Genomic DNA, 26,223 nt, shown 5'->3' on the forward strand with positions numbered 1-26,223 from the left:
GCCAAGAGTGGTGGAAAGAGAAATCGGAGGACAAGAGAGCACCAAGGCCCTACCACCCTCGAACGTCCGCTGTGCACCACCCCAAAAGGGTTTTCGCTTTTTCGCAATTGGGTTACATCCCCAAACTTCGAGCCAAACAACATTTGAAAGGGGAGCATTCCCATGACTGATTCCATTACATTTACTAATCCCATCCTGGAGCAGCGTGCTGATCCGTGGGTGTACCGTCATACAGACGGTTACTATTATTTCTCCGCTTCCGTGCCAGCCTTTGACCGGATTGAAATCCGAAGAGCAGAGACGTTGGAAGAGTTAAGAGATGCTGAGCTGGTAACGGCTTGGACGAAGCGTGACACAGGGCCAATGAGTGCCAACATTTGGGCACCGGAGATTCATTTTATCGATGGCAAATGGTACATACACTACGCTGCCGCTCACACCAGTGAGACTAACGAAGGTCTGTTCGATCATCGGATGTATGTCCTGGAGAACGATTCCGCGAATCCACTCGAAGGAGAGTGGGTAGAGAAAGGGCAGATTCACACCCGGTGGGAATCATTTGCGCTGGATGCAACGACCTTTGAACATAAGGGAATCCGCTATCTGGTCTGGGCACAGAAAGATCCCGATATTGTGGGCAACTCCAACCTGTACATTGCCGAAATGGAGAACCCATGGACGCTACGCGGCGAACAGGTTATGATCTCTACGCCAGAGTATGATTGGGAGATCATCGGCTTTAAGGTCAATGAAGGAGCAGCCGTGATGCATCGGAATGGGCGTTTGTTCATTGGCTACTCGGCCAGCGCGACTGATTACAATTATTGTATGGGTCTGCTCACTGCAGATGAAAATGCCGACTTGCTTGATCCGGCCAGCTGGGTGAAATCACCCGAGCCGGTATTCCAGACTTGTGAAGCGAACGGCCAATACGGTCCGGGCCATAACAGCTTTACGGTGTCACCGGATGGCAAGACCGATATTCTGATTTATCATGCGCGTAATTACAAAGACATCGAGGGTGATCCCTTGTATGATCCGAACCGCCATGCCCGTGCTCAAGTGATTCATTGGCGTGAAGATGGCACACCTGATTTCGGTGTTCCGGTCCCAGATGGCAGCGCAGTAGCAGAAGCAAAATAAGAGGTAGTGAAACCTTATATGAGAGCCCTTAGTTAGCGAGTGATGCTGATTAAGGGCTCTTCTGTGTGTGAACGATAAGATAGAGTGGCCTGAACATAAGTGTCCTGGACACAAAACAAAGCAACCACAACGACGATCTCTGCGTATGAGAGAGATACAGATTACGATGCAGAACCTATTAGGAGGATCACATATGGATTCACGCGAGACGTTGGACAAGGAACTTGAACAGATTTTGAAATGGGAGAAACAACAGAAAGACTTGTTTATTTGGGATAAAATCGGGCGTTTGCCCTTTGCGATGTTGGATAAAGTGATGCCTAAAGCGCTGAAACAGAAGATCGGAGATTCCCTGAACGACGTGGGTCAGTATGTGCAGAATGGGGGCAAGTTCCTCGTACAGAAGAAAAAAGTAGCCAAGCTGCTGCAAGAGGAAGCTGAGAGGTCAGGTTATTCCATGATGGACACGACCTATCGTCTGGAGCAGGAATCTGAAGCGGAGGGGACAGCAAAGATTCATAGTGTAGAGAATCTGCCACTTCAGGTGCTGGACCGGGTGGCCGATAACATCACAGAGAGTCGAACCAAGTTTGCCGCGGCTCAGGGAGCAGCTACAGGGTTTGGTGGCATTGTAACCATAGCAGCAGATATTCCGATGGTGATGGGGCTTTCTCTGAAGGTACTGCAAGAGATGGCTCTATGTTATGGTTATGATCCGGATGAACCGCTGGAGCGCATCTTCATTGTCAAATGTCTGCAATTCTCTTCCGCTGATATTGTAGGTAAGAAAGCGATCATTGAAGAACTGGCCGCTTATGATGATCCCGACAAACCCATTGAAGTGGTATCGCAGATGCAGGGGTGGCGGGAAGTGTTTAACTCCTACAGTGAATCTTTTGGCTGGAAGAAGCTGTTCCAACTTGTGCCGATTGCAGGCATGGTTTTTGGTTCGGTGAGCAACAAAAATACAATTCGGGATGTAGCCGAAGCAGGCAAAATGTTGTACAAAAAACGGCTGATCCTTCAGCGTTTGAAGTAATCTTACAGAAGAAGTTATATTATAGAAGAATATTTATATTGAAAGAGATGAATTGGATATGTTAAACAAACAGGGTTTCTATGATCTTTTAGATCGCAATAATATCGTTTATGAGAGTATTGAACATCCCGCAGTATACACGATGGAGGAAATATTCTCTTATCAGATTCCACATACAGAACGTATCGTTAAAAATCTGTTTCTGCGTGATGACAAGAAGCGCAACTATTACCTGGTGACGATTGCTGGAACGAAGTCCGTTGATTTGAGAAGTTTAAGCGAAAAGATACCTAGTCGCAAATTAAGTTTCGCCAGTGAAAAGGATTTGTTGGAGTTACTCGGATTGGAAAAAGGGCACGTCAACCCTATGGGGGTTCTCAATAATATTCAGAAAAACGTGACCGTAGTTTTTGACAAGGATTTAGATGGTCAGAAAATTGGAATTCATCCCATGGAAAATACGGCAACGGTATTTCTTGAATTTGAAGATGTGAAGGAACTGATTACAGCTCAAGGTAGCAGCGTTGTCATGTGTGACGTGGAATAAACGGTTGAAGCTAAATACGAGAAAAACATATATAACAAAAGGGTTCCTACCGCTCTGTGATTACAGAGTTGGTGGGAACCCTTTTTGTTATGGCTAGACTTTTTATTTAGACTGCTAATGTAGGTGACTAAAGTGAAATCTAACGAACTCAGCAGACGTTATTCGGCGATATTTTACTAATCCCAATTTTTAAAGAATCTCAGACACATTATTTCTGCATTTCACACGCACATTCCAAGGTTTTCGGCCTTATTCTCAGGAATAGCGTTGCTCAGATTCTTTAGATTGCGAAACCAGCAGTATTCGTTCAAATAAGTGCTGTCAGGTTCGTTAGCGCAACATAACATCTTATAAGGGCAATGCTGAATGTTGCCACGTAAGGATTGGATCTAATATAGAATAAAAAGTGGACACCTGTTGATGTATTTTTTACTCTTCACTACCGTTTTCTTTCGCCCAGATATTCAGTAATTTATCGGATGGAAGCAGGAATGTGAAAATCCCGAGCAGGGGTAGGAAGCTGCACATCTGCATTACCGGTGATACGCCGAAGACGTCAATCCAGTTCCCCAGCACGAGTGCGCCCAGGCCTCCCATACCAAATGCCAGACCAGTAATTAGACCAGAAACCGTTCCGATTTTGCCTGGAATCAGCATTTGCGCGTATACAACAGTAACCGAGAAGCTGGATAACATGATAAAACCAATAATGGTTAGCAGTACGCCTGTCCAGAACAGATTCGCATAGGGCAGCAACAGAGCCAGTGGAGCAGCTCCAGCCATGGACAGGAAGATCAGGTTACGTTTGCCGAATCGGTCCGCCAAGGGGCCTCCGAAGAACGTGCCAAGTGCTCCAGCAGCCAGGAACAAGAAGATATAGATCTGCGCGTCCTCTGTGGACAATCCAAAAGTATCTTTCAGATTAAACGCATAGAAGCTGCCAATGGAAGCGATATACCAGGAACGAACAAAGACGAGCAAGATCAATAGCGTAATGGCGGCAGTAATCTTTTTGCGCAAAGCAGGATTGGGTGCACGACGGGCAGCAGCCTGTCTACGCAGATATCCTCCCGATTGCAGCATACGTCCATACCAACGGGCGATGTAGATCTGAACTGCAATCCCCATGGCAGCAATGCCTGTAAATCCAATGGCACCGAACAGTCCAAACGGGATAAAGATCCAGCGTGTAAGCAATGGGGCAAGGGACTGTCCGGCGTTACCACCAACTTGGAAGATGGACTGTGCCAGTCCACGGCGTTGACCAGCAGCCATATGGGATACCCGTGAACCTTCCGGATGGAAAGCGGCGGAACCCAGACCGACAAAGATAACGGAGATCAGGACAGCCATATAACTGTCGGCGAAGGCCAACAGCAACATGCCGGTAAATGTAAAACCCATGCCAATGGGCAGGATAGATGGTGTCGGTTTTTTATCAGCAAACCAGCCTACGACAGGCTGCATAATGGATGCGGTAAAGTTAATAGCAAATGAGATCCATCCGATCTGAGTATACGTGAGATGCATGGAATCTTTTAGAATCGGAAAAATGGCTGGAATAACCGACTGGATCGAATCATTGAAGAGATGAACCAAACTGATGGCAATGAGTATCCGGTAAACGGTGCTTTGGGCATCCGATCCGGGTGGGGCTTTCGAACGCGCTGTGGCGTCCTTGGTTAAAGTGGATTGAGTAGACATGTACAATTCTCCTTTGGTCGCGGTCACGAGGGATCAGCGCCTGATGTTGTAATATATGCGTGTAAGCATATTGTTACATAATAGGATAGATTGATTGGACCGACAAGGGGAACAAGGGAAAACGTTGATGAATTGAACTCTATTTCCGAGGTGTTTTTTTAATAGCATTACATTTACAAAATAAACGTATTACTTTAGCATCTACTGTAAGAAGACCTATATTTATGTGTAATAAGGATGGAGGAGGGATGGATATGAAATCCTTATCACCTTATGAATCCGCCAAACGTGAGTTGGTGATGACTATTTTGTATATGGTTGTAATAACGTTTCAGGCTATATATGTTGCCCCAGCATCTTTGTCTGTTGCTATCGTCATATTTATCATTTGTCAGTCAATTGGTGTGCTGATGTTGCGACATTACATCAAAAAAGTCAAAAAACTGAAGAATGATCAATCTACTTGAATGCGCTGCGATCCCACTGCATCGAGAGACTGAGTTTCTAAAGGTTTATACTAAAAAGCCGAACTTCTTCAGATTTGAAGAGTTCGGCTTTTGGCATTCTATGATTCTATTTTATACAGAATGGATGAACCTGACGAATTAACGATTATCAATCGTTTCCGGATACATATCATGATTCATCATACGATGGTCGGCCATCTGCTCGTACTTTGTTCCCGGCTTACCATAGTTCGTATACGGGTCAATGGAGATACCGCCGCGCGGTGTGAATTTGCCCCATACTTCGATGTAGCGGGGGTCCATCAGCTTGATCAGGTCGTTCATGATGATATTCACACAATCCTCGTGGAAATCACCATGGTTACGGAAGCTGAACAGGTACAGCTTGAGTGATTTACTCTCGACCATTTTCACATCCGGAATGTAGCTGATATAGATCGTTGCAAAGTCCGGCTGACCCGTAATCGGGCACAGACTAGTGAACTCCGGGCAGTTGAATTTCACAAAATAATCGCGGTACGGATGTTTGTTGTCAAAGTTTTCCAAGATTCCGGGATCATATTCAAACGTATATTTAACGTTCTGGTTGCCCAGCAACGTCACATCTTGCATCTCATCAGGTTGTCTCATTGGTTATTAAACGCTCCTTGTTTCCGTCAAAGCCCGAAGCCTCGCGGTATATATAAATAGGCAATTTTGCCTGTATAATTCTCTTCATTGTCTGAGGACATTTCGTCCTCATCCTACATTAGCCGCCCATTCCACCTATCCTGCCCATCACACGCCGCGTTTGTTGCCCCATACCAACGTATGAAGCTGTGGAAGCACACGAACGTTGTTCAGGTCATCGGAGGCACTGACTTGGTCAATCAGCCACTCATAACGAGCAAGCAGTGAGGACACCAGATCTGGCGTTTCAGCGGAAGTCACATCCAGGTTCCCGGTTTGTAAAAATAGATCCGTGCCCGGATACCGTGCATGCACACGGCGGGCATAGTCCAGGTCTGTCTCATCGAAGATCACGATCTTCAGACTGTGACTTCGTTCTACCGGGCCAACGGCCAGCCGTTCGATCAGATCATCCAGCACGGCCCAATCGGTGTCCATGCCGGAGCTCGGTGGCTTGGGCGAGACGGTGACTTCGTCAATGTTCGCCAGCCAAGGCTGCCAGCGGGAGCCCTGTGTCTCCACCGCAGTGCGGATGCCGTTCTCCCGCAGCAGGGCAACCAACCCGCCCAGCGAAGCGAGCAGGGCGGGATTACCGCCAGAGATAGTAACATGGGAGAAACGGGTGCCGCCAACGCGGCGCAATTCTTCCCATACATCCTCTGGCGTAATCATTCGAATCAGGTCCTTGCCACTGCCGTCCCAGGTAAAGGCCGAGTCGCACCAGGAGCAGCGATAATCGCAGCCGGCGGTACGAACAAACATCGTTTTTTGTCCGATGACCATGCCTTCGCCTTGAACCGTCGGACCAAAAATCTCCATCACGGGAATACGAGCCTCTTTACGAGATCCCTTCTCATTCACCTGCTGTGTCACACTACTCATCGATCATCCACTCCCGTCTCGCTTCCGCGTAACTGGTTGGTGTCTCGAAGAGTCGGACAAACTCTGTCCGCCCACCATCGGTCAGCCCGGCATAGGGTTCCGTCTGGAGCGCATGTTCCATCTGTTCGAACAGCCAAACGACCATATTCTCGGCTGTTGTATTCATTAAAGGAAGTGTCTCGTTAAGGTACTGATGATCCAGATATCCCTCAATTTGAGTTTTCCATATATCTTTGATATGTCCAAAATCAACTGTCAGCCCGGTTTCACCCGGATAACCGCTGATGCCAAAAATAACTTTATACGTATGACCGTGCAGGTTCTTGCACTTGCCTTCATAACAATGCAGGTGATGTGCTGCGTCAAAGGTGAATTCTTTGCTTACAAGCACACGTTTGCGGTGGTAGCGCAGCTGGGTGGGCAGAATATCTTCTCCGATGCGTTGCAGATGCTCTACAATACGGAATGTTCCAGGCTCTCTCATCGTACATCCACTCCCGCCGATTCAGCAGCAGTACGTTGCTGTACATAGCGATCCAGTCCGGCTTTGCGCAGTTTGCAAGCGGGGCAATCTCCGCATCCATCGCCGATCACGCCGTTATAACAGGTCAGAGTACGCTCACGGACATAATCAAAAGCACCAAGGTCATCGGCCATCTTCCACGTTTGGGCTTTGTCCAGCCACATGAGCGGGGTATGAATGACAAATGGATAGTCCATGGACAGGTTAAGCGTCACATTCATCGACTTCACAAATGAATCCCGGCAATCCGGGTATCCGCTGAAATCCGTCTCGCATACACCTGTAACCAGGTGACGAGCTCCTTTTTGCTTGGCCATAATGGCCGCAAAACTGAGGAACAGCAGATTCCGTCCATCTACAAATGTACTCGGCAGTTCGCCTTCTTCATGCGTAATCTCCACATCCGTGCGAGTGAGCGCATTGGGGGCAAGCTGATTTAACAGGCTCATATCGAGTACCGTTTGCTGTACCCCCAGATCACGAGCGATCTCTGTTGCACATTCAATCTCTAACTTGTGGCGCTGACCATAATCAAACGTAACGACCTCTACTTCGGCAAACTGTTGTTTTGCCCAGAACAGACACGTGGTACTATCCTGACCGCCGCTGAATACAACGACTGCTTTTTCTTCGTTCAACATAAAAAAACCTCTCTATCTTCTTGAGATCAAACCATGCACATAGGCATAGAGTGTCGGAAGAACAGAGAAGTTCATGAACTGGCATCCATCAAAAAACACACCTTCTCGATAACCGCTTCAAAAAAGCAGGCAAGAGTAAGTGTCCTTAGTTTTTTACGTACATGATTGCATGGTGACCTCAACGTGTACGCAAGACTTATACTGACCATCACATGGTCAAGTCTTATAGAGGGAGTTCGCGAACCTCTCCCATGCCACAGGCATGGATTTTCTTCTTCAATTGTCTGAACCATTATAACATGAAACGGTGTGGTGACCACCCCACTGGAGCATAGTGGCAGCTAATTGGTCGGCTCCATCAACTAACAGCTTATTTGATCAGTTTATTTGATCAATACATTGCCGAAAGGGATCACTTCTTTCAGAATTCGTTTGAACAGCCCCTCATCGTTAAGATCCTGTTCCAAGCGGTGATTCTCACGTCCCGCCTGAAAGAGTACAGATCCATGCCCTGTCATCTTCCAATGATAATTCATATGCTGACTGGCAAGGTTGTTACCATATACGGTGAGTTCCAGATGTGCATTTTCGGGATAGGCAATAATGCTACCAGCATCCACATAGAGCGGCGCTGTTGGGTGAAGTTCCTGTTGGCAGACCTGACCTTGAGTGAGCAATCCGATTTTGCCTTTGCCGGAAAATTTCATTTTCACTGCATCACGGGTGATCAGCATGTTTTTGATTTTCTGAATTTTGGTATGCATGGTTACACCATCAGAGTAGAAGAACAGGTGGCGGAAGTCATAGAGCAGATCACTGTCCTCCGTGAGCTCCACTTCCTTCATAGTGAATCCGGGAGGCAGGGCAGCCACAAATTGGCAAGGTCCGGTGATTTCAGATTTAATCAGCTTTTTTTTGCGATATATGCCCGTGATATTCATGAATTTATCATTGCGACTCCCACTTGGACCGCGGAAGGCCACAATCTGCTGCGGATGCAAAATATGAAGGCGGTCATCTTTAATCAGTGAAAATGTGACGACTTGTCCTGCTCCGCCTGCTTCAGCATTGTTCAGGTGTATGTTCATGCAGTTGCTCCTGTTCTTTTATACTCGGCCGGAACGGCGACGCATTCCCCAGCGCATCACACGAATCAGAACAAAGTAACCCAATATGAGAGAAACGACAGTGATGATCGTCGTCTGAATTCGTTTGGTGGTAGTTGCTTTGGCATTCTGGTCGTCTTGTAATTTACTTACCATTTCAGTGAGTTTTTGGTTCTGAGCCAGCAGTTGTTCGTTCTGGGTCTTAAATGCTTCGACATTGGCTTGGGCTTGTCCCAACTGAGCAGACGTTTGATTTAATTGCTCCATCGTTTGCTTATAACTTTCCTGCAGAGCGTTCACTTCTCCGGGCAGTTCGGAGACTCGCTCCCATCCGCTGTATATATCCGTAAAAATATTGGCACTGGCTGCACTTACTGTCGAAGCGATCGAAACGGTAAATAGAATGCATGTGGTGAATAACACCCGAATGAAATAACCCTGAATGGATTTTGGCATCGTTAACACCTCTTTCTTCGGTTAGATAGATCAATCGCCGAATTCGTCGTCTATTGTTGAAATACGGCTCTTACATTATACGTCAAAACCGGGACGATGGGTTCAAGATGATATCGTTTTATTACCCGAAATATATAAAATTATTTAGGAACAGGGCTGTTTAGCTTACAAATCTGCGGGGTAATAGAACGATAGGCAAGCATACCGGACCGTTTTACAGATCTTTTACTTCAGTTCCGGGTGCATGCTATTCACAAATGCGCAATTTAATGAACTATACCAATATATCCGATTGAATATAAGATCGTGAACATGAAGGAGTAGAAACATTATGTATACAGCAGATCAGAACACATCAACCAAAACGATTATGATCACTGTTAATGGAGAGCCAGTAGGGCGTAAGCTGGTCATTGACAGTGTCACCTATGCACCGGTAAACGAAGTAGATGGTGTACAATATTTACACAAAATGGGAATCGATCATCCTACTGTTTAATTTGGGACTTGTCATAGATAAGTGATTGATAAGCTTGGCATAATGCCAGGCTTTTTCGTCGTTTATTGTCGTATTGAGACGGATTTAGGGATATAAAACTATTATATTGGAAAAATTTAATGAGAACATGTGTTCCGTGACAATATAGTGTCCATTCACCCTGATAACTTAGAAGATAATACACATAAATCGGGGGAGAGACTACCAGTGAACTCAGTCTTTGAAGTATCTTATTCGTGGAATAAAGAGGCCATACCGACAGGGGGAGCCGACCCCGTATATATGATGGTAGAGTGGCGTAACGGTGCCCCTGCCAAAAGACTTAGGAAAATAGCACCCAAAATTGTATCAAGAGATTTGGAACTTTTGCTCAAACCGGAATATGGAGTACAGCTAAAAGGCATTTATGGATGTCGTTCCAAAGAAACGGATATTGGCTGGTTATTGAGGCTTGGGGATATGTACAAGGGAGAAAGTAAACAAATTTTGCTTGAATTCGTCATGGGACCCCGTGTATCAGGAAAAGCTGCCGTATGTTCAGCCTACTGGAGCACAAGGAAGTTGAAGCAAAGTCAACGTGTATTGTTACGAAGAGAACAGTTGTATATTCAGTACACCAGTCATCTGGGCATGCTGCGACAGCCAGAAGATCCCAAGGTGGAGAAGACGATCAAATTAAGTGAAACGGTACCCTTGATCAAACAAGCCCTGCGCGCCTACGAAAGAGGCCGGGTTCAAGAGGGAAGTAATATGTTACGTCGTCATGCTGATGCCTTGTTAATTGAAGCTGCGCGGAAGCAAGATCTGGACTATTACGCGGAAGCCGAGATCGTTGAAAAGTTGCGTTATCACTATGAGATCACGTTTACAACAGGATATCATGATCGTGAAAAAAAGATATTAGGGGAATAGGGTTGATTTCAGATGTTAACGGTATAGAGAGAGTCTACATATTTGAAGGTGAAGTTTAGGAGAAGGTCGAATGTATGTATCAATATCATATTAAACAATGGATGGAGTTGTATCAAATTTATTGAAACAACATCGTGGAGGGTCCGGCAAAATGACAGACCGACTAATCCGATTAATGCGCATTATAACGCTGGTGCAGGCGAAGCCAGGCATACTGGCACGTGAGCTCGCCCAGCGATGCGAGACGACGGAAAGGACGATATACCGCGACATGGAGGCCCTCAGTGCAATGCATATCCCGATCGCCAATATGGGACACGGGCAAGGGTACATGTTTATCAGCCAATTTGCCATGTATCCGCTAAATTGGTCTGATGAAGAAGCCCAAGCCTTCATGCATCTTGCTGAAGTTATGGAGAATATTCGTCCTTTGCTGAAACCTGCTTTTGAGAGCGCTTATGAGAAAGTGGTTGCTGCGAGTCAGAAAAACAAAACAGAACGAGTGGAATGGTCGGAGCAAATTAGTGGATTGTTCAAAGCGGGATTGCCAGCATGGCAAAATGAAAACAACGATTCGCAGAATCAATCCATGATTACCCTGCTTCAGGCTGGCATTTCACAGAACACCATTGAAGGGGAGTATCTGTCTCAAGGTAAAAAAGGGATCGTACGTATAGATCCTTACTGTCTTATCCCTCGTGAATACAGATTTGAGCTGTTAGGGTATTGTCACCTGTCGGAGAAGCTTCGAATATTTCAGGTGAGCCGGCTACAAAAGATACGAATATTGCCACGCACGTTTCGCAAAGAGGATTATCTGATGCAATCGCACTTCCGCATTCCTTGGGCATACGAGGGAAGTACGGAGTGGACTGCGTTCAAAATTCGATTTGCACCCCATGCTGTGGAGCGTGTGATGCAGGAGCAATTTTTTTTACGACCCATCCTAACCATTGAACCGGAAGGTAGCCTGTTATTTGAAGCCATATTAAGTGATGTTGACGAATTTCTTGTATGGATATCTAAATATGGACCTGATGCGGAAATTCTCGAACCGGAGATCTGCCGCATCAAGATGAAAGAACGTCTAAACTATTGGCAACAAATGTACAATAAAAGTTGAGATTAGAATGCCACCTATCCTAAGCCAAAACACGATTAAGTACTGTGCTGTGGACGGTTACTCTTTGGTTTTGAAAAGGCTTGCCAGATTGCCAAATGGAGATTCTTTCTCTTCATCTTCTGTGGAGCTGGAATAAACAACCTTGGATGTAATGCCCTCATCATCGGCTGCACAGTTGTTTTCCAGAGTGAAACGGTCAAATTGATGCATAAACACCTTGGCTGTATTGATGGCATCATCCAAGGCACGATGCTGGGTACCATCAAATTCAATTCCGCAGATTTCAAGAGCCTGAGCGAGTCCGAGTTGACGGAACTTGCCTTCTTTACGAACGGTGCGGGACCATTGTTGCTGGAGATCGTTATGATTGGTGATCCAGGCCACATCAAGTTGATGGGTGCGACAATGAGAGATCAGTTTGCTGCGGTCATCGGGTCCCCAGGAACACATGTAATAGGGGTCACTTCCCATCCAGGCGATGAATTGATTCAGTGCTGCCGGAAAAAGAGGGGCTGCATCAATATCTTTCTGTGTGATACCTGTAAACTGAATCGTGTCAGTGGAAAGAACAGACTTATTGGAAGGACGAACATACGTATGGAACGTATCCGTTACGACCAATCCATCCGCACTTTCCGTAACTTTGACGGCACCGATATCAATAATTTCAGAAGAATAGCGAGTATTGCGGCTTACCGTGAATTCAAGATCATATATGATATATGGCATAGGACAAACTCCTTTATCGATTAATACCTGTGATAGATTTCTATTTCTCTATATTACAGGGAACGTGCTGCCATGTCAGCCATCGCCAGAGAATTCATTGTAGTCAGGATGAACGGACAGTCTGAGTGTTTAATGATCTTTCTAATGCATTTCCGGTTTTGGTAAGTCTTTACTTCGCCAAAAGTGGTCGTTATAATGAGGAAAGTTAGGGACTTTCCTATGTTTTGTTTGTATTTATGGCAACATAAAAGTAGAATTTTACGTCTTATTATCAGAACTTCCTAACACGGTTTGAAGTGTTGGGGAGTTTTTTATTATTTATAGCATACTCATGTAGGAAAGGAGAAAAAGTTAGTCGGTTGTTGGTATAACATAGGAAAACTACTTCACGAGTTAGTATTATTGAATTTAAAGTACATATGGAGGTTTGTTTCTTTGATTAGTAGAAAATTGAAAATAACAGCAATTATAGCCAGTGTGTTTATTGTTTTAATGAGCGCTGCATATGGTGCATTCTATATTTGGAACAAGAATTATAAATTTAATAATAATTATGTATGGCAGCCTTTGGAGGACGTGCAATCTACACTAAACCTGAAAGATTCCTATAACGTTATTGTAGCCGGAACGGATCCGGAAGGTATTACTGCTGCCTTATCAGCTGCTCGTAATGGGATGCGTGTATTGCTGGTAGAAGCAAGAGATCGCAACATGTTGGGAGGATTGTTGACCGAGGGAGGCCTTAATACACTGGATCTAAATTATTCCCCTGAACAACCGCAGTTATTGAGTAGTTTGCGGCAGCCTGACTTTTTGAACAAAGGTATCTTCCAGGAATGGTTTGACCAGATCGAGGGTAGTTCATTTGATACCAACACAGCGGCTAACATTTTCTATCGGATGGTTCGTTCTGAACCTAATATTGACCTGTTGATGAATGTTAAGGAATTAGTCCCCCTTACTGAACAATCTACGGGAGATCACACGACAATAACGGGTATGAGCATAACTAAAGAAGATGGAACAACTGTTCAGATTGCAACCCGCTCCATCATTGATGCAACGCAAGATGCGGATATTGCAGCCGCTGCAGGAGTTCCATACTCCATAGGTAGACAAGATATTGGAGATGGTAAATCCAAAATGGTCTCTACGCTTGTATTCAAGTTAAGCGGTGTTACTGATGAGGTATGGCAAAAGTTTAGGGAAAGAGAGGGAACCGGGGTTGATAAGATGAGTGCTTGGGGGTACGGTGATGCTAGAAAATATGAATCCTCCAATCCACAACATATTAAGATTCGAAGTCTGAATATCGGAAGACAAAATGATGATACAATCTTGATTAATACGATGCAAATCTTTGGGGTAGATCCGTTAGATCCGATATCTGTGAAAAAAGGTCTGGAAATCGGGCGTAAAGAAGCCCCACTAATTGTTGATTTTCTGAAGAAAAATTATGATGAATTTGCAGGGCTAAAATATGCTGGAACAGCAGACGAGCTTTACGTGAGAGAATCACGTCATATCTATGGCGAGTACCGATTAACATTAGCTGATGTCATGGAAAATCGTGATCATTGGGATGCTATTGGATACGGCTCATACGATATTGATATTCAGAGCACGAGTGTTGGAAATCCCGGCACGATTATGTTGAGTCCGATTCAATATGGTGTACCTTTTCGCTCGCTTGTACCGCTAAAGGTTGATGGTTTGCTCGTCGTTGGACGTGCAGCAAGTTTTGATACAATCCCACACGGTAGTGCAAGAGTTGTCCCACTGGGAATGGCAGAGGGAGAAGCAGCAGGAGCGGCGGTCAAGCTGGCATATATCCATAAGGAGTCCTTCCGCGAACTCTCAACTTCCGAAGAGCGAGCATCTGAACTACGTAAGATGCTGGAGAATCAGGGGATGGATCTGAAAGTACATCGTTTCGAACAGCCTGATTATATGGAGCATAAGGATTACAAGGGATTGCTGGCTGCAGCGAGTATGTATATGACTTCAGGCAATTATAATAACGATGGTTGGGAACTGGATAAAGGAATGAATCCAGAACGATTTTTAAGTAAATTGAAAAGAATGCAAGCGATGTTTCCAGAAGCCTACACAGGTAGTGCTGACCAAGCTCTAGCAAATATGGAGAATGCCGTAACCCTACCTTTAACGTTGGATCAGGCTACGTATATGTTATGTCTGGCAATGGGATCTTCAGAAACGGAAACTTCACTTGAACAGGCACTTGCTCATTTGCAAACACAAAACTTTATAAGTGCCGACACGCTTGCTGGCATTGCTGACAAGAACAATCTTACCAATGGGGATGCGTTTATGCTCATTCGTGATGTAGTGGAGTATTATTCTGGAGTTGTATTCGACTAATTGGTTGACAATTACTTGTAAATGAACTAATGTGGTCAAAAATGATAACAGCGTTATAACGAGGACATGATTGTGCAAGCCAGCTTCAACAGAGAGGGAACAGTGTGGTGCAAGGTTCCTGTAGCTGCTTCATAAATTCCTACCTCGCGAGCTGCGGAAGAGAATGCCCATACAGGGTTGCAACCTCCGCCGGCAGGGCCCGTTATGCCCCGTAGGACTGCATGTTACAGATCGCATAGGTTGCGAACGGATTAATTTGCAGTTAAATAAGGGTGGTACCACGACACATTCGTCCCTTGACGGATGTGTCTTTTTGCTGTTTATGCGCCGTATTTGATAACAAAAAAAGGAAGATTAGGAGTGTGTTATGATGCGTCAAAGTGAAATGCTTGTCCCAACATTACGTGAAGCGCCAGCGGAGGCAGATGCAGCGGGACATCGCTGGTTACTGCGTTCCGGCATGATTCGCCAACTGGCAGCAGGGATATACAGTTACCTGCCCCTTGGACGGCGTATATTGTTAAATGTTGAACGGATCGTTCGTGAAGAGATGGATCGTGCTGGATGTCAGGAAGTGTTACTGCCGATTATGCAGCCTGCGGAGTTGTGGGAAGAATCCGGAAGATACACACAGTATGGTCCCGAATTGATGCGTCTGAAGGATCGTCATGCACGGGAATTTGCTCTTGGACCAACACATGAGGAAGTCGTAACCGCTTTAGCGCGGGACGAGGTGAGTTCGTATCGTAAGCTGCCATTCACCCTGTACCAGATCGGAACCAAGTTCCGGGATGAGCGCCGTCCTCGATTTGGATTGCTGCGCGGTCGTGAGTTCATCATGAAGGATGCGTACTCTTTTGCTTCGGACTGGGAAGAGCTTGATCGGACTTATCAGGCGATGAACACGGCATATAGTCGCATTCTGGAGCGTTGTGGTCTGGACTATATCCGTGTTGAGGCTGACGCAGGAACGATTGGCGGTCAAGGAGAAACACATGAGTTCATGGCAATTGCTGATGTGGGTGAGGACACAATTGTAACCTGCAAACATTGTGGATATGCTGCAAATCTGGAGAAAGCGGGTTATCAGACTTCTGGAGATATGGAGAAAAAAGAAGGAAGCTTGGAAGTTCCAGCTGATTCTGCGAATGCAGACTCCGCGCTTCAAACGGATCAACATTCAGGAGTGGAAACCGTAGTACGTATCTCGACACCTGGCGTTCGTACGATCGCAGAGTTAACCACTTTTGTGGGCAAAGGTGCTGAACATATGATCAAAACGCTGCTTTATGTGGCGGATGGTCAGCTCGTCGCTGCGCTTGTGCGTGGAGATCATGAACTGAATGACATCGCATTGAAGCAGGTGTTGGGGGCAGAGGAACTGATCCTTGCAGACGATGCAGCCATTGCGGCACATCCAAATCTGAAGGTAGGATTCCTGGGTCCGATTGGACTAAATCTGCCGATGGTGGTGGACGCTGACGTGGCAGCGATGAAGAGTGCAATTACAGGAGCCAATGAAGTGGATGTGCATCTTTCCGGCGTACGCCCAGGGATTGATTTTGCATTGGAGCGAGTAGAACGAATCCGCTTTGCTGCGGAAGGGGATGCTTGTCCAACATGTGGATCACCACTTGTGTTTACCAAAGGTATTGAGGTTGGACACATTTTCAAATTGGGAACGAAATATAGTGATGCCATGGGCGCTTCATTCCTGGATCGTAATGGTCGCCAGTGTGCGCCCGTCATGGGATGTTACGGCATTGGCGTATCCCGCCTGATGGCCGCTATAGCTGAGCAGTATGCAGGAGATGATGGCATAAAATGGCCTGCTGCTGTTGCGCCTTATGATGTGCATCTGATTACAGTAAGTTGGAAGGATGAGCAGCAGCGTCAGCTCACCCTCGAACTGGAACAACAATTGATCGATAGCGGTTACACGGTATTGGTTGATGATCGGGATGAACGTCCGGGTGTGAAATTCAAGGATGCGGAGCTGATCGGATTGCCTGTGCAGATCGTTATTGGCCGAGGAGCAGCCGAAGGACAGGTCGAACTGGGATCACACGCACTTGCAGCAACAGGTGAATCGAAACGAATCGGGTTGACGGCACAGGAAGCTGTACGTTATGTGAAGGAACAGCTCACTTCCTAAATTCAGGGGATCTTCTAATTATATGAGTTCATATAATAGTACCGAATATGATGCGGTAGCTGATTTTGATTGCTGAAATTCCAATCTGAGCATGAAAAAGAGGGCTATAGGCATGCAATTTGGTAGGATTTTATGAGTGATATCATACGAAATAACTATATTTGGATAGTTGTATTTAGTATACAAATGATTTTATGATTAAGGATTTGAAGATGATCATACGCAGGCAGATTTATGTGCAAGTATGCAATGTTGAGAAGATAGAGATGTCGAAATTAAATGTACAATAAACGCATGAACACGGTCATTCCGGAGAGTTCTTATATAGTTCGGTGTCGAAGGCACATGATAAAGTTGGTCCGTAAAGGCCAGGCTGGGATTTATTTTTGCCTCAGATGATTGTCAGGATCAGCAGGATATGTCCACAGGAAATGTTCAAGTATCTGATGTGGATTGATGTTTAAGAATGGAGAACCAAAAGGGTGTCCCCTTAACCAGTAATCTGGCTTTGGGGACACCCTTTTAGTTATGACAAGATAGATCGGTATGCTGATGCACTATAAGCGGTCATGCCTATATGCACTTTGCTTTGCTGAGCTTAAGAAGCTGCAGGCAATTTCAATTGTTGACCTGGATAAATCCAGTGTGGATTTTTGATATTGTTCAGCTTTTGCAATGCCTGCCAAGTTGTGCCGTATTGTTTGGAGATAGAGTACAGGGAATCTCCGGATTTCACAACATGCAGTTTGGCTGGAGCTGGTTTGCTCGGCGTTGGTTTAGACGGTTTTTCCGGTTTTGGTGTTTCTGTTTTTGGCTTGGTTGGAGCTGGTGTTTCTGTTGCCGGAGTTTCCGGCTCTACTGCAGGTTTTACCGCTTCACTGATCCGACCATCTGTTTTGATGTCTACAGCGCCAAGCTTCTGCATGTAATTGATCAATGCCTCGTCCAGCGCGCCATACATACCCGTAGTTGGATATTTGGCAAACATGGTGTATTCGTCACCACCAACAGCTGTGAAATCATTGGTTGCCAGTGTATACATTGCTTCCGGATCAAGGGCTTTATCGCCCACGGTTACGGAATGTACACGGCTACCTTCTGCAGCGGAAGTGTCGATTTTGAACTTGATACCAGATACTTGCGGGAATCCACCGCTTGGTTCCGGGTAGGAAGCTACACCGACTTCAAGGGCTGCCAGAATATCGGATCCTTTCACTTCAAGGGTTACTACTTGATTACCAAAAGGAAGCACTGTGATGATATCACCTTTGGTTACGATCCCTTTTTCGATGGAAGAACGGATACCGCCACCGTTAGTCAGTGCAATATCGGCTTTGCTGACATCACGAATGGCATCTGCAAGCAGGTCACCCAGGTTAGTTTCTCCTGCACGTACCTGTTCACGTTTACCATCCAGCAGAATAGCTGTATTGGCTACTTCTTCTTTCAGGATAGGTTCTTGTTCTTTTTGAATGGAGTTCACGAGAGTCGCGACTTTCTCATTTGGTTTGATGTCTTTTGCTTCCGTTTCATCAATTAATGTTGCTTGTTTCTTTGTTACTTTACCACCATCTACCCATAGATCAATGACACCTACGTAGTTAGTGTATTCTCCTGCACTTGCAATCAATGTTCCGTTATCGGATACAAGGCCATCTTGCAGTACAGTGTGGCTGTGACCATCGATGAATACATCGATGCCAGGAACTTCTTTAACAACTTTAAAGCTAGTATCGGTGCTGGACGCGTCTTGTCCAAGATGTCCCAGAACAACAACAACATCTACTTTGCTGCGGATTTCGTTTACCAGAACTTTAGCTTCCGCAGATGGATCTGTAATATCAAGACCTTCTACGTTTTTTGGATTCGTTTTGTACAACGTTTCCGGTGTAGTCAAAGCGATGATACCGATCTTCACGCCATCTACTTCTTTAATGAGATAAGGATCGAAGAGACGTGTTCCGTCTTTTTTCTTCACATTGGCACTCAGCATGGGGAAGTTCATCATGTCTGCCAGTTCGATCAGACGATCTGAACCATAGTTGAATTCGTGGTTACCCGGTACGATGGCTTGGTATCCCATTTCATTCATGACTTTCACGATGCTCTCACCATTCACAAGAGTGGCAAATGTTGTACCATGCACAGCATCTCCAGCATCGAGCAAGAGTGTGTTCGGATTTTCGCTACGATATTTGTCAGCGATTCCAGCTACTTTGGCAAAACCCATAGCAGGTGAAGATTCAACTGCACGGGCATGCGTATCATTCGTATGTAGAATGGTAATGTGTTTACCTGTGCCCGGAGTGGTATCCGTTGCAGCTGCGGCAATACCTACACTGCCAAACAGCAAACAGACCGTTAGCAGAAGTGAAACGTAATTCTTCCAGATTTTCATATGAATCCGAAACCTCCCAAAATAATAATCTACTTGAGCGTTTACACAGCTCAAATAGTATTTTAACAGACTATTATTAGGAAATCTCGCGAATTACGTAAAAATAAGTAACCTGAAAGTGACATGTAAATCTGCTGTTGGAAAATATAATCTTCGGAAAGAACGTATGTTCTTAAAGTGTGTAAAAAAAATGCTGCGCTTCACGCGGCAGTCCGGTACGTAAACAAAATTTCTCCAAAGATTCATCCGGTTCAGGCATCACTCCGGAGGTTAGCAATTGAATGGCAAAACGATTGGCCTGTCTTTCCAGCTTGCCTGGAGCAAAATAGGAATGTTCCTCCAGAAAGAATCGATTAATCCCTTTATGAAGTCGGTCGTGTCCAAGCTCATGGGCGCACACGAACCGTTGCCATTCCGGCGGCAAATCATTGTGTATGACGATAAACCTGCGCCGGAGCTTGCGAAAGTACAGTCCCTTGGTGGACTTCCCCAAATTGGTGAAACGAATCTGTATTCCAACCGCGCGGGCAATGCTGAACGGGCAGTTGGTCCGGTGTTTTCGAATCAGCTTTGTTACGATGTCATCCATATGATCTCACCTGCTGCCTCATTAAATTCAGTGGGTCATGCCTCATGGGCGATTGTCCGATTCGTCTGTCTTTTTGCGTTTGTTCATCTGTTTGGCTTCCCAGAACAGACCTGTCAGCACATCCTTGATTCGTTTCTTGTCCTCTTCATCGAGTGGAATGCCGTCAAACATCAGATCATCATCGTCTTCCAACATCTTTTTGAAATCACGACGGTCTTTGTATGTAGCCCATTCCGGTACGTCCTGAAGTTCAGCAGCACTCCCTGGTTCAATATAACCGGCCTGCTTCATCATCTCTGTATAGGGCACCGAGAGTGCATCTGAAATCTTGCGGATGGTCGCTGGTTTTGGCACACCCCGGACCCCATTCTCAATACGTGAAATCTGTGAGTTGCTTATTCCGGCTGCTTCGGCGAGCTGATTGATGCTGTATCCCTGTTGCTCGCGCAGTTGTTTCATATAAGGACCAAAAGCGTGCTCCACAATTATGCCAACTCCTTCGATTCGTACAAGTGCTTGAGTTATAAAGAAGGCAGTTGGATGGGGGAGGTAGGTGTGCGTTCAATGCCCGTTTCGGATTCGGATCGTTCTTTTGATCGCTGTTATCCCCAGATTTCCTATTTCCCTCTCTAAAGGGAGAAATCCGGGGATAAAGGCGAACGCTTCGCTTCTTCAGAATCGATTCCGTCTCCTTCACTGCGTATGCGCGTGATACACACCTAAGTCCCTTCCCTAAAAATCAGTGGCTTCTTTATAAAAATCAAATGACTTGTACGGAAGTTCATTAATTAAACAGTACTATATCGTATATATACCATTAGGTAAAGAGATATGAAACAATTATGCCAAAAGGCATAGGAAATGAGAGCGAAGGTTTTATTTTATCGTTAAAACGAACCAAAATGAAGGTTTACTCCGATCTCCAGAAAGTGGTATCCTCAAATAGAAATACGAACAATATACGAACAAAATGTAAAGTTGAGGCAGAGCGTGTGTTTTGTAATCACCTTCTGGAAAGCGGAATTCCCTGAATTATTGCGGTTTGGAGTGATTCCAAAAGGCAACAGGGGAAAATTGAAAAAATGTCGTTACTTTTTTAGGGAACTGGACAACTCTATGGATAAGAGCGTTTTGCCATCGTTCACGATTGCAAAACAATTTCATGTGAAAAATTGAATGAGTGATATGAGTTGAGAAATGAAAGTGCTAAAGATGAAGTGGTTGCATGTTTAACTAGGTTGTCTGTCATCAGAGTGATCATGCGAAACTATTAGAAATTTATTTTATAAAGAATACTAAAGGAGGAAGATAAATATGGAATTGACGCTGCCTGAATTGGACCGACGCAAAACGCAAACAGCTGTTGAAGCTGCGCTGGAAAAATACCGAATCTATAAAACCATTGCATTTGAAGAACGAGAGGTCATGGTGACGGCAAGTTACGCCGAGCGTTTCCACGGTGCAACCAATGTGACGGGGGATTCCACGGCGAGAACGGCAATCTACAATGTGGACTTGCAGCGCGCGCGTCAGGCATATTGCGATACGATTGATTTTGTTGTATCCCGGCTGAGTGAAAAGGAACGTGTACTCGTCTGTGAACGATATCTGAAAGACGATGATGTGTTTGACTATAAAGTGTATAACCATGTGTTTGATCCGCCTGTCAGCAAGGATACGTATACGAAGATTCGTACACGTGCTTTCTATAAAATGGCACTGGCTCTGTCAGATCGAGGTCTGATTAATATGGAGCCTTTGTCTGTGTCCCGCAAAGAGCGACAGAAGCTGGGCTGAGTGAGCGATTGAAGAAGTTGATCCTTTAATATCCAAGGTGGATTGGTTACAATAGTTGAACAAACCACAGTTGGTACAGCCAAAGGAGAGAAGTCTGCGATGTCGGAAGAAGTCGGAATGCAGGAAATGGTCACGTTGAAGATAATCGCGGAAACGCTCAATACGTCCAATGATCTGAACTTAATGCTGGATACCGTGGTCGGCAAATTACTGGAGTTGACCGGATTAACGGCAGGCTGGATGTTTCTGATTAATGAACGTGGAGACTATACCTGTGTTTCGGATTACAATCTGCCCCCGGCATTACTGCGTGAAGATAAAGAGCCCATGCGAACGGGTACCTGCTGGTGTGTGAACCGCTTTAAGGACGGTCAACTCAATCATGCGGTCAACATCATTAACTGTAAACGGCTGGAGGATGCGGTGGAATTCCAATGGGGAGATACCCATGATATTACCCACCATGCAACCGTCCCGTTAAGGTCAGGTGAGAAGATGCTCGGCCTGCTCAACGTGGCTGCGCCAGCCAAGGAACATTTCAGCGACAGTGAACTGGCGCTGTTACAGGGCGTGGCATACCAGATTGGTAGTGCGGTAGAGCGGATGAGATTGTATCGCACGGAGCAGCGACGAGCTGATCTGTATGCCAAGCTGGGGGAGTTCAGCACGGCCTTGGGTCTTGCAGTGAACGAATGCACCAATTCTGATGCTTTTTGTTTAAAAGTTGTACAGCTGCTTGGGCAGCATTATGATTGGCCTTTTGCTACAATCATTCAGCAGAAAAGCGGAATGTTCGTTTTGCAGGCAGCCTATGCAAATGATACGGTTCGAACGTTATCAGGTACTCCGTTATCTTCCGAAGTGACGAGCCACATTAACCATGTAATCAATAGTCATCGTGTAACATCTCTGTCTGGGACAGAGATCGCTGAAATATTTACCCTGTGCAAGCCTGACCAGACTACGAATTCCATTGCCTCGGGAATTGCTGCTCCACTTCCGTACCATACGCCGGGAGAAACGGGAATTCTGGTGATCGGAATAGGAACATCAGGTCCTGCACAGGCGGACCGTGAAGTGCTGGAGGCATTGGCCGAACATATTGCGGCCTCATGGGAGAGTCTGAAGCTGGCGGAGAATCGCCGCGAACTTGCACGAATGGAAGAGAGAAACCGGTTGGCTCGCGATCTGCATGATTCGGTTAATCAGATTTTATTTTCACTATCGTTAACGGCTAAAGGCGCGGAAAGTATGTTATCCGGCTCCGAGCAGTTGCTCCCGGCAACGGAAGCGTTGAAGGATATTCGGGCTTTGTCTCAGGAGGCTCTCAAGGAAATGCGCGCATTGATTATGCAGCTCCGTCCCGCGGGACTGGAAGCAGGGCTGCTCCATGCACTACAGGAATACGGCACAAGCCAGGGGCTTCAAGTGGTGACGAATCGGACGGGAATGCGGTCTTTACCACGTAATATAGAAGAAGCATTGTGGCGAATCGGACAGGAAGCGCTGAATAATGTACGGAAACACGCGGATGTTCCTTCTGCTGAGGTCACCCTCAAGTTAAGTAATCATGAAGTGGTGCTCACTGTCACAGATCAGGGAAAAGGTGGTGCGAACAGGCCAAAAGCGTCGTCTGGAAGCTCCCTTGGCCTGTCCATTATGAAGGAACGGGCTCAATCGCTCGGAGGCAGCTTAGAAATAGTGAGTTCTTCCCGTAAGGGAACGACAGTAACGGCAGTCATTCCACTTCCGTTCGAATCTGTATAAAGTCAGGGGGAAGAAGAGATGCCGATTACGATTTTGCTCGCAGATGATCATGCGATGGTGAGACGGGGGCTGCACGTTTTTTTGACGACACAGCAAGACATGAAGGTTGTGGGCGAAGCATCGAACGGACAGGAAGCATTGGCTCAGGCGGAAGTGTTAAAACCTGATGTGGTATTAATGGATCTGCATATGCCGGTCATGGACGGAATCGAAACAGCCAGAAGGCTGCGCACGTTATTGCCAGCAACGCGAATCATTGTGCTCACCTCGTTTTCGGATCAGGATCATGTCGTTCCTGCTGTTCGCGCAGGAGTTAAAGGATATCTACTCAAGGATATTGAACCGGAGGATCTGGCTGTAGCCATTCGCAATGTGCATGCAGGTCAGGTGGAATTGCATCCTGACGCAGCAGGTCAATTGATGCATGTGATGGCTTCATCCGATTGGTCCATAAATGAACAGCAACCACAGCATATACTGACAGATCGGTCAGCAGACAATCAACATCAGGAGCCAAAGCAGAAGGGGAAATCAACTGAAGCGTCTCTTGGCGGACTGGATATGCTCACTCGCCGTGAACAAGAAGTCTTGGGGCTGATTGCTCAAGGATTGAGCAACAAGGAAATTGCAGTTCAATTGGTCATCACCGAAAAAACGGTCAAAACCCATGTCAGTCATCTGCTCGACAAACTGGGACTGGCAGATCGGACGCAAGCGGCTCTTCATGCCGTAAGAAATGGCTGGGTCGTGTGACCAATTCCGACATATGTTCATACTTAAGTCGTATAAACTCAACCTAAAGGTTGAGTTTTTTGGTATTTCAAGTTAAGTCTATCTGCTGACGATTTGGATGCAAAAGAAAGGTAAGATAAGAGTAGAAATAACAGATCGGTTGAAACATGAGAGTTTGAATTATAAAAAAACCAAGGAGAGTGACATGAATGAATATTGTTATTTTGGCAGGAAGCAATCGGAACAATGCAACCAGTACACGTCTGGGAGAGTATGCTGTGGAGATTATTCGCGGTCAGGGACATCAGGCCAGCCTGTTTGATCTGTATCAGACACCACTCCCATTCTACGCACCAGATGAAAAACAAGCGGATCATGAACATCTGGCAGACCTGAATACACGTATGCTCGCGGCTGATGCGATCATCCTGTCTACACCAGAGTATCACGGCAGTATTAGCGGTGTGCTCAAAAATGCACTGGATCACCTGAGTCAGGCTCATTTCAGCGGCAAGCCCGTCCTGTCCATCAGCTCCTCTGGCGGAGCGGTGGGGGTAAGTTCGCTTTTACAACTGCAAGCGATTGTTCGCAATCTGCATGGCATCAATGCCCAGGAGTGGATTTCCATTGGTGGTGCGCAGCGCAGACGATTCGAAGCGACATTTGACGGATATGAAGAGTACGAAGGCAGTCAGGATATAGAGGACCGGGTGCAGCGGGTTATTGGATCGTTTTTAAATCTGGCACAGACGTTAACGAATGCGCGGAATTCAACCATGAGTTGAGAACCAAGGAAGATGAAAAATCGGAAAAGGAAAAGAGGTTGAGCATTATGATTACTGGCATATTTGAAACACATCTAAACGTGACGGATCTGGAGAGATCCCATCATTTCTATGAAACGGTCCTTGGTTTACCTCATGCCTACGGGCAGAAAGAACGTGGGAACTCCTTCTACTGGATTGGTGGAAAAGGAAAAGCCATGCTGGGATTGTGGCAAAAGGAATCTTCCGAGGTGAAACGTCAGCACTTTGCTTTTCATGTATCTCTGGAGGATATGAAACACGCGGTGGCTCACTTGGAGAACAAAGGGATCAAGACACAGAACTTCCTGAATGATGATATCGGTGAACTGTACGTCTTCGGCTGGATGCCTGCGGTATCTGTATATTTTAAGGATCCAGATGGTCATTTGCTTGAATTCATCGCCATGCTCCCGGATGAAGCGAAGCCTGAACTCGGCATGGTGCCGTGGAGTCAGTGGGAGGAGATGCAGGAGAAGACCGTATGATGATTGAAGAATTACAGTTATATACAACACGGATGGAGGACCTCAAGCATTTTTATCGTGATACGTTGGGAATGGAGGTGTCCAATGCGACGGATCAGGCCTTCAACCTGCAGGTTGGAAGGACAAAGATGATTTTCAAACCGTGTGAAACAGATCGTGAGCCCTTTTATCATGTGGCCTGGTCGATTCCGACGAATCGGTTCAAGGAAGCGAAGCAGTGGGCTGCATCACGTGTTGTTTTAAGCAGGGAGGAAAATCGGGATGAGACATACTCTGCTAATTGGGACTCTCATTCTCTCTATTTCGAAGATCCAGCAGGCAATATTATCGAGCTGATTGCTCATCATCGTATTCAGAACGAGAGTGACCATGACTTCTCGACTCAAGATATATTACAGGTGTGTGAAGTTGGACTGGTGACGGAGGATGTTCTGTCTACGGTGAATGAGCTTCAGCAGATTGGACTCACGCGATGGGGTGAGGTTAGTGATACCTTTGCTCCTGTAGGAGATGTACATGGTTTATTTATTGTGGTGAAGAAGGATCGAACATGGTTTTTCTCCAAGCAAAAAGCAAAGATCTATCCCCTGGAAGTATCCATCCGTGGCGTGGGCAAGCTTCGAATTGGCTAAACTTTGTATTCCGGGGCAAAACGGGCATATGTGGAGCATT

The 26,223-nt window shown here is 45.9% G+C and carries 26 protein-coding genes; 15 read left to right on the top strand and 11 right to left on the bottom strand.

What is annotated here, in order from left to right; genetic code table 11:
• Positions 1-162: 162 nt before the first annotated feature.
• The 3 genes from NSQ20_RS06370 (at position 163) to NSQ20_RS06380 (ending at position 2,729) form a co-directional block, all read left to right on the top strand.
• Positions 163-1,143, top strand: a complete 981-nt coding sequence (locus NSQ20_RS06370) for a family 43 glycosylhydrolase (protein WP_340032130.1) — start codon at positions 163-165, stop codon at positions 1,141-1,143.
• A 193-nt stretch (positions 1,144-1,336) separates the two neighbouring features.
• Positions 1,337-2,182, top strand: a complete 846-nt coding sequence (locus NSQ20_RS06375; RefSeq protein WP_282319150.1) for an EcsC family protein — start codon at positions 1,337-1,339, stop codon at positions 2,180-2,182.
• Positions 2,183-2,240: 58 nt separating this feature from the next.
• Positions 2,241-2,729: a YbaK/EbsC family protein gene (locus NSQ20_RS06380; RefSeq protein ID WP_340032131.1), complete on the top strand. Its 489-nt coding sequence runs from the start codon at positions 2,241-2,243 to the stop codon at positions 2,727-2,729.
• Positions 2,730-3,158: 429 nt separating this feature from the next.
• On the opposite strand, the gene NSQ20_RS06385 is transcribed toward NSQ20_RS06380, so the two are convergent.
• On the bottom strand, positions 3,159-4,433 hold the full coding sequence (locus NSQ20_RS06385) for an MFS transporter (RefSeq protein WP_036668794.1): 1,275 nt from the start codon (positions 4,431-4,433) through the stop codon (positions 3,159-3,161).
• 254 nt (positions 4,434-4,687) lie between these two features.
• On the opposite strand from NSQ20_RS06385, the gene NSQ20_RS06390 reads away from it, so the two are divergent.
• Positions 4,688-4,900 (top strand): hypothetical protein, encoded by a 213-nt coding sequence (locus tag NSQ20_RS06390; RefSeq protein WP_101314161.1) that lies wholly within the window; start codon positions 4,688-4,690, stop codon positions 4,898-4,900.
• A gap of 138 nt (positions 4,901-5,038) precedes the next feature.
• Here NSQ20_RS06390 and queF read toward each other — a convergent pair whose 3' ends face one another.
• The 6 genes from queF to NSQ20_RS06420 form a co-directional block, all read right to left on the bottom strand.
• Positions 5,039-5,530, bottom strand: coding sequence for a preQ(1) synthase (queF, locus tag NSQ20_RS06395; protein ID WP_036668798.1), 492 nt, complete (start codon positions 5,528-5,530; stop codon positions 5,039-5,041).
• Positions 5,531-5,677: 147 nt separating this feature from the next.
• Positions 5,678-6,451 (bottom strand): 7-carboxy-7-deazaguanine synthase QueE, encoded by a 774-nt coding sequence (gene queE, locus NSQ20_RS06400; RefSeq protein ID WP_340032132.1) that lies wholly within the window; start codon positions 6,449-6,451, stop codon positions 5,678-5,680.
• The gene (queD, locus tag NSQ20_RS06405; protein ID WP_036611465.1) at positions 6,444-6,935 is read right to left on the bottom strand and encodes a 6-carboxytetrahydropterin synthase QueD; all 492 of its coding nucleotides are present in this window, start codon (positions 6,933-6,935) and stop codon (positions 6,444-6,446) included. Before queD ends, queE begins: the two co-directional genes overlap by 8 nt.
• The gene (gene queC, locus NSQ20_RS06410) at positions 6,932-7,612 is read right to left on the bottom strand and encodes a 7-cyano-7-deazaguanine synthase QueC (protein ID WP_076251714.1); all 681 of its coding nucleotides are present in this window, start codon (positions 7,610-7,612) and stop codon (positions 6,932-6,934) included. The genes queD and queC overlap by 4 nt, the downstream gene beginning before the upstream one ends.
• 386 nt (positions 7,613-7,998) lie before the next feature.
• The gene (locus tag NSQ20_RS06415) at positions 7,999-8,703 is read right to left on the bottom strand and encodes an AIM24 family protein (RefSeq protein ID WP_036668803.1); all 705 of its coding nucleotides are present in this window, start codon (positions 8,701-8,703) and stop codon (positions 7,999-8,001) included.
• Positions 8,704-8,721: 18 nt separating this feature from the next.
• Complete coding sequence (locus tag NSQ20_RS06420) at positions 8,722-9,177, bottom strand: hypothetical protein (protein ID WP_340032133.1); 456 nt, start codon at positions 9,175-9,177, stop codon at positions 8,722-8,724.
• A gap of 331 nt (positions 9,178-9,508) precedes the next feature.
• Here NSQ20_RS06420 and NSQ20_RS06425 point away from each other — a divergent pair, with 331 nt between their 5' ends.
• From NSQ20_RS06425 to NSQ20_RS06435, 3 genes are all read left to right on the top strand, one after another.
• Positions 9,509-9,676 carry a hypothetical protein gene (locus NSQ20_RS06425; protein WP_200868507.1) on the top strand — a complete coding sequence of 56 codons (168 nt, stop codon included), beginning with the start codon at positions 9,509-9,511 and terminating at the stop codon, positions 9,674-9,676.
• 207 nt (positions 9,677-9,883) lie between these two features.
• Positions 9,884-10,588 carry a hypothetical protein gene (locus NSQ20_RS06430; protein ID WP_017690195.1) on the top strand — a complete coding sequence of 235 codons (705 nt, stop codon included), beginning with the start codon at positions 9,884-9,886 and terminating at the stop codon, positions 10,586-10,588.
• Positions 10,589-10,739: 151 nt separating this feature from the next.
• A complete protein-coding gene (locus tag NSQ20_RS06435; protein ID WP_036669185.1) occupies positions 10,740-11,711 on the top strand; it encodes a WYL domain-containing protein in 972 nt (323 codons plus the stop codon).
• A 57-nt stretch (positions 11,712-11,768) separates the two neighbouring features.
• Here NSQ20_RS06435 and NSQ20_RS06440 read toward each other — a convergent pair whose 3' ends face one another.
• Entirely contained in the window at positions 11,769-12,440 is a 672-nt protein-coding gene (locus NSQ20_RS06440; protein ID WP_017690193.1) for a 3'-5' exonuclease, read from the bottom strand.
• A gap of 435 nt (positions 12,441-12,875) precedes the next feature.
• On the opposite strand from NSQ20_RS06440, the gene NSQ20_RS06445 reads away from it, so the two are divergent.
• A complete protein-coding gene (locus NSQ20_RS06445; RefSeq protein WP_245837997.1) occupies positions 12,876-14,822 on the top strand; it encodes an FAD-dependent oxidoreductase in 1,947 nt (648 codons plus the stop codon).
• A gap of 370 nt (positions 14,823-15,192) precedes the next feature.
• Positions 15,193-16,977 (top strand): proline--tRNA ligase, encoded by a 1,785-nt coding sequence (locus tag NSQ20_RS06450; RefSeq protein WP_076327341.1) that lies wholly within the window; start codon positions 15,193-15,195, stop codon positions 16,975-16,977.
• A 598-nt stretch (positions 16,978-17,575) separates the two neighbouring features.
• On the opposite strand, the gene NSQ20_RS06455 is transcribed toward NSQ20_RS06450, so the two are convergent.
• The 3 genes from NSQ20_RS06455 to NSQ20_RS06465 all read right to left on the bottom strand — a co-directional run bounded on the left by NSQ20_RS06455 (position 17,576) and on the right by NSQ20_RS06465 (position 20,450).
• On the bottom strand, positions 17,576-19,375 hold the full coding sequence (locus NSQ20_RS06455; RefSeq protein WP_076327340.1) for a 5'-nucleotidase C-terminal domain-containing protein: 1,800 nt from the start codon (positions 19,373-19,375) through the stop codon (positions 17,576-17,578).
• A 172-nt stretch (positions 19,376-19,547) separates the two neighbouring features.
• Entirely contained in the window at positions 19,548-19,964 is a 417-nt protein-coding gene (locus tag NSQ20_RS06460) for an ImmA/IrrE family metallo-endopeptidase (protein ID WP_017690190.1), read from the bottom strand.
• 42 nt (positions 19,965-20,006) lie between these two features.
• Positions 20,007-20,450, bottom strand: a complete 444-nt coding sequence (locus NSQ20_RS06465; RefSeq protein ID WP_082219000.1) for a helix-turn-helix domain-containing protein — start codon at positions 20,448-20,450, stop codon at positions 20,007-20,009.
• A gap of 828 nt (positions 20,451-21,278) precedes the next feature.
• Between NSQ20_RS06465 and NSQ20_RS06470 the strand changes: the two genes are divergently transcribed.
• From NSQ20_RS06470 to NSQ20_RS06495, 6 genes are all read left to right on the top strand, one after another.
• Entirely contained in the window at positions 21,279-21,761 is a 483-nt protein-coding gene (locus NSQ20_RS06470; protein ID WP_076327339.1) for an ArpU family phage packaging/lysis transcriptional regulator, read from the top strand.
• 42 nt (positions 21,762-21,803) lie between these two features.
• Entirely contained in the window at positions 21,804-23,528 is a 1,725-nt protein-coding gene (locus NSQ20_RS06475) for a GAF domain-containing sensor histidine kinase (protein ID WP_245837995.1), read from the top strand.
• An 18-nt stretch (positions 23,529-23,546) separates the two neighbouring features.
• Complete coding sequence (locus NSQ20_RS06480) at positions 23,547-24,281, top strand: response regulator transcription factor (RefSeq protein ID WP_076327337.1); 735 nt, start codon at positions 23,547-23,549, stop codon at positions 24,279-24,281.
• Between the two features lie 188 nt (positions 24,282-24,469).
• Complete coding sequence (locus NSQ20_RS06485; RefSeq protein WP_036611439.1) at positions 24,470-25,045, top strand: NAD(P)H-dependent oxidoreductase; 576 nt, start codon at positions 24,470-24,472, stop codon at positions 25,043-25,045.
• A gap of 47 nt (positions 25,046-25,092) precedes the next feature.
• Positions 25,093-25,551 carry a VOC family protein gene (locus NSQ20_RS06490; RefSeq protein ID WP_076327336.1) on the top strand — a complete coding sequence of 153 codons (459 nt, stop codon included), beginning with the start codon at positions 25,093-25,095 and terminating at the stop codon, positions 25,549-25,551.
• Positions 25,548-26,183 (top strand): VOC family protein, encoded by a 636-nt coding sequence (locus NSQ20_RS06495; protein WP_076327335.1) that lies wholly within the window; start codon positions 25,548-25,550, stop codon positions 26,181-26,183. The genes NSQ20_RS06490 and NSQ20_RS06495 overlap by 4 nt, the downstream gene beginning before the upstream one ends.
• Positions 26,184-26,223 lie beyond the last annotated feature (40 nt).

Origin of the sequence: Paenibacillus sp. FSL K6-1122 (assembly GCF_037977015.1) — a bacterium.
Taxonomy (GTDB): domain Bacteria; phylum Bacillota; class Bacilli; order Paenibacillales; family Paenibacillaceae; genus Paenibacillus; species Paenibacillus amylolyticus.